The 5,096-nt window shown below is 68.5% G+C and carries 1 protein-coding gene; it reads right to left on the bottom strand.

Annotated features, from left to right (window positions below; translation table 11 throughout):
- Positions 1 to 5,096, bottom strand: a 5,096-nt coding sequence (locus I0C86_RS38880; RefSeq protein WP_196206314.1) for a non-ribosomal peptide synthetase, incomplete at both ends; no start/stop codon positions are given.

Below are 5,096 nucleotides of genomic sequence, written 5' to 3'. Positions count from 1 at the left end.
CAGTCCAACCGCCCCGACACACCCGACACATAGTTCGTCAACGCCTCCTGGGTCACCGCGACACCCTTGGGCGCCCCGGACGACCCCGAGGTGTACATCACATACGCCACAGCCCCACCAACCGGCGTAACCGTCGGTGCGGTGTCCGGCAACATCGACAGTTCCACCGCCGTCAGCGGACTGTCGACCGCGACCAACGGCACCCGACCCGCCGGCAGATCACCGAGGACCTCCTCGGTGCCCAGCACCACCACCGGACGGCTGTCGTCGAACAAGAACGCCAACCGCTCCACCGGCAACGCCGGATCGACCGGCAGATACGCCGCCCCCGCCTTCCAGACCCCGAGAATCGCCGCGATCATCTCCGCCCCACGCGGCAGACACAGACCCACCACCGACTCGACGCCCACACCACGCTGCATCAACAAACGCGCCAACCGGTTCGCCCGCGCGTCCAGAGCCGCGTACGACACCTCCACCCCATCGGCCACCACCGCGACCGCATCCGGATCAGCACCCACCACCCCGGCGAACAGATCGACAACCCGCTCCCCAGGCACCACACCCACCGTGTCGTTCCAGACGTGCAGGACGCGGTCCCGGTGTTCGTCGTCGAGGACGTCGATCGCACGGAGATCCATGTCGGGCTTGCCGTCCAACGTGTCCGCCAGAGCCGACACCACCCGGTGAAGAACGATGGACAGCGACGCCGCGACCGTATGCGGGTCGACCGGGGCGGCGCCCTGGACGGCAATACTCAGCCCGGCGTCGCCCAACTCGTTGACGAAGAGGGTGAGCGGGTAGGTGTTCCACTGTCGACTCAGCACGTTCCGGATGCCGCTGTTCGACTCGGACCTGGCCTTCTCGTCCCCGCCCCGCTCACCGCCGGTTGGCGCTGTGGCGATGTGCCGGAAGTTGAACAGGGAGTTGAACAGCGGTACGTCCCCCGGCAGGCCGCTGGCCTGTTGCGCGACGGTCAACGGGGCGTGTTCGTGCTCGAGCAGGGCTGCCAGCTGTGTGCGCATCGCCTCGACCGCCTCGCGGACGCCCGTACCGGCCGTGCGTACCCGGACCGGCAGGGTGTTGAGGAATGGGCCGAGCACCCGGTCCGCACCTTCACCCGCATTCATCCGGCCGAACAGCACCGTGCCGAACACCACGTCATCACGACCGGACAGCACGCCGAGTACCCGAGCCCACGTCACGTGCAGGACGGTCGCGGCCGACACGCCGAGGCTGCGGGCGACCCGGCGGAGCTCCGAAACAAGATCCTCCGGCATCCGGGTCACGGCCACGTCCCAGGCTGCCCCCTCGCCGGGTGCCTCCAACAGCCCGAACGGGGCGGTGGGTTCATCGACGTCACGGAGCAACTCGGCGAAGTACTGTTCGTGCTCGGCGCGCGGTACCGCCCGGGCCTGCGCGACGAAGTTGCGGAACGGCAACGCCGGGGCCAGCTCACCGGCCCGACCCGCGGCGATCAACCGCAACTCGTCCAGCATCGTGTCCATACCAACGTGGTCCTGCACGATGTGATGCATCCGCATCACCGCCAGCCAGCGGCCGTCACCCACCGCGGCGACATGCAGATCCATCAACGGCGCCCGGCCCAGATCGAACCGGTTACCCACCGCCGTGACCAGGTCCTCCACCACGTCCGCCGGCACCGGCCCCACCGGCACCTGCGACGTCGGCAGCGGGCGCTCCACCACCGGGAACGCCGCCCGGCGCCAGACCACCTGCACCGGCTCAGGCAGCCCGTCCCACACGATCGCCGTGCGGTAGATGTCGTGCCGGTCCACGATCATCTGCAGTCCGCGTGCGAATTCGTCGAGACGCTCCCGCGAATCGAACTCCAGCACGCGGGTCATCACATAGACGTCGTCCCCGCCATGGGCCAGCAGGTGGTGGAAGAGCAGACCCTCCTGCAACGGTGCCAGCGGGTAGACGTCGGCGATGTTCGCCGCGCCGCCGTCGACGGTCGCCACTACCCGATCGATCTCCGCCTCGGTCAACTCGACCAGAGTCAACATCGCCGGTGTGATCTCCCGCGTGTCGGCGGGAATCAGGTTCTCCGGCGCACTTCCCTGCACCGTCGCGGTTGCCGAAGCCGCCAGCCCGGCCGGGGTCGGGGACTCGAACAACGCCCGCACCGACACCGACAGACCCACCGCCCGCAACCGCTCCACCAGCGACACCGCGAGCAGTGAGTGTCCGCCCAGCCTGAAGAAGCTGTCGTCGACGCCGACGGTGTCGATGCCGAGTACGTCGGCGAAGGCGGTGCAGAGCAGTTCCTCCTGCACGCTCGCCGGTGGTCGGCCGGCACCCGCGGTGTACTCCGGTGCCGGTAGCGCCCGCCGGTCGAGTTTGCCGTTGACCGTCAACGGCAGGCTTGGCAGGTTCACGAACGCGGCCGGGACCATGTACTCCGGCAACTGACCGGCCAGGAACGTCTTCAACTGCTCGCCCGAGACCTCGTCGCCGGTCGGCACGACGTAGGCGACCAGCCGCTTGTCACCTGGCACGTCCTGGCGGACCAGCACGGCGGCCTGAGCGATTCCCGGGTGTTGGGCCAGTACCGTTTCGATCTCACCGGGTTCGATCCGGAACCCGCGGATCTTCACCTGCTCGTCCGCCCGACCCACGAAGATCAGCTGACCATCCTCGGTCCACCTCGCCAGGTCGCCCGTGCGGTACATCCGCTCACCCGGGGTGTACGGGCAGGCCACGAACCGTTCCGCGGTCAACCCCGGCTGGCTCACGTAGCCGCGCGCCAATCCCGCACCGGCGACGTACAACTCGCCCGCGACCCCGATCGGCACCGGCGCCAGCGCGTCGTCCAGGACGTACAGGCGGGTGTTGGCGATCGGACGACCGAACGGCACCGGACCCGAACGATCCGGATCAACCAACCCCAACGCGGTGATCACTGTCGACTCGGTAGGGCCGTAGGCGTGCAACAGCCGCCGGCCCGGAGCCCACGCACCCGCCAACTGCTCGGGCACCGTCTCCGCACCCACCACCATCGAACGCACCGCCGGTAGCTGATCCGGAGTCAAGACCGACAGCAGCGACGGCACCACGCTGGCCACCTGCACCGGCAGCTCGCCCAGCAGTTGCGGTTCGGCCCGCTCCCGTTCTCCCGCGATCACCAGGGTCCCACCACCGGCCAAGGACACGCCCACATCCAGTACCGAGGCGTCGAACCCGAACGACGCGAACTGCAACACTCCCACCCCGGCGTCCACGCCCAACAACGGCCCGAACACCGACACCAGGTTCACCAACGAACCATGCGTGACCGCGACACCCTTCGGCCGACCCGTCGACCCGGACGTGTAGATCACATACGCCAACCCCGCCGACGACACCACGCTCGGCACCGACCCGGCGGTGAAGGACCCGGCGGTGAACGCGTCGTCGGACAGTTCCGCCAGCCGCAGCACCGGCACACCGGCGACGTCGACATCGTCGGCGGCGAGTACGAGTCGGGCGCCGCTGTCGGCGACCACGTACCCGATCCGCTCGGCCGGCAGTTCCGGGTCGACCGGGACGTAGGCGCCGCCGGCCTTCCAGACCGCGAGCATCGCCGTGACGATCTCCACTCCCCGGGGCAGCAGCAGAGCCACGATCGACTCCACCCCCACGCCCCGAGCCACCAGTCCGGCAGCCAACTCGTCCGACCGGGCGTCGAGCTGCGCATAGGTCAGGCTCGCTGCGCCGGCGGTCACCGCGACAACATCCGGATGTGTCGTCACCTGGGTGGTGAACAGGTCCAGGATCGTGCCGTCGGCAACAGACGCCGCGGTGTCGTTCCAGGTGCCCAGCACCAGCGTCCGCTCCGCCGGATCCACCACATCGACCGCGCGCACCGGCAGATCCGGCGACGCCGTCACCATCTCCAGCACCCGACCGAGCCACTGCGCCAACCGCTCCACCGTCACCACATCGAACAGATCCGCGGCACCGGTCACCATCCCCGACATACCCGCCGGACGACCAGCTCCGTCAAACACCTCACCAAGCGTGAATTCGAGATCGAACTTGGCGGCCGCCGTACGGTTGGACATCCGACGGCCGCCACCGGTCTGGGGCCCGCCGATTTCCAGGACGGTCCGCTCGATGTTCTGGAGGGTCAGCATCACCTGGAACAGCGGATGCCGCGACAACGACCGCTCCGGCGCCAACTCCTCCACCAGCCGCTCGAACGGCACATCCTGATGCGCCAGGGCCTCCAGGGTGGTCTCCCGCACCCGACCCAGCACCTGCCGGAACCCCGGATCCCCCGACAGATCAGTACGGATCACCAGCGTGTTGACAAAGAACCCGACCAGATCATCAAGCGCCTCATCCGTACGCCCCGCCACCGCCGACCCGATCGGAATGTCCGTACCCGCACCCAACCGCGACAGCAGCACCGCAAGAGCCGCCTGCACCACCATGAACGGGGTGACATTCTCGGTGCGGGCCAACTCCGCGAGCCGCCCATGTACCTCCGCCGGAATCCGCAGCGACGCGGTAAATCCCTGATGACTGGAAGCCGTCGGTCGTGACCGGTCCGCAGGCAGCACGAGTTCCTCCGGCGCCCCCGCCAACGCCGCACGCCAGTACGCCACCTGCGTCGACAACAAACTGTCCGGATCCGACTCCGTACCCAGCAACTCCCGCTGCCACAACGCATAGTCCGCGTACTGCACCGGCAACGGCTCCCACACCGGCACCTGCCCACGAACCCGCGCCTCGTACGCGGCAGCAAGATCCCGGTTCAACGGCCCGGTGGACCAGCCATCACCCGCAATGTGATGCATCACCAACGCCAGAACACGCTCCGACCCGGCCTCGAACAACGTCGCCCGGACCGGCAACTCAACCGCCAGATCGAACGCATACTCAGTCGCCGCCCGCACCTCACCGGCCAACTCACCCGGCTCGACACCGACAACCTCCAACGCCACCGCCGCCTCATCCGGATCCAGGATCCGCTGATACGGCTCGCCGTCGGCGACCGCGAACGTTGTCCGCAGTGATTCGTGTCGGCCGATCACGTCCCGCAACGCCTCGGCCAGGGCGGTGGTGTTCACGTCTTCGGGCAGTCGGGT

This window comes from Plantactinospora alkalitolerans (genome assembly GCF_015690345.1).
Taxonomy (GTDB): Bacteria; Actinomycetota; Actinomycetes; order Mycobacteriales; family Micromonosporaceae; genus Plantactinospora; species Plantactinospora alkalitolerans.
The sequence above is the reverse complement of the archived record's forward strand: the minus strand, read 5'-3'. Positions and strand labels throughout refer to the sequence as shown.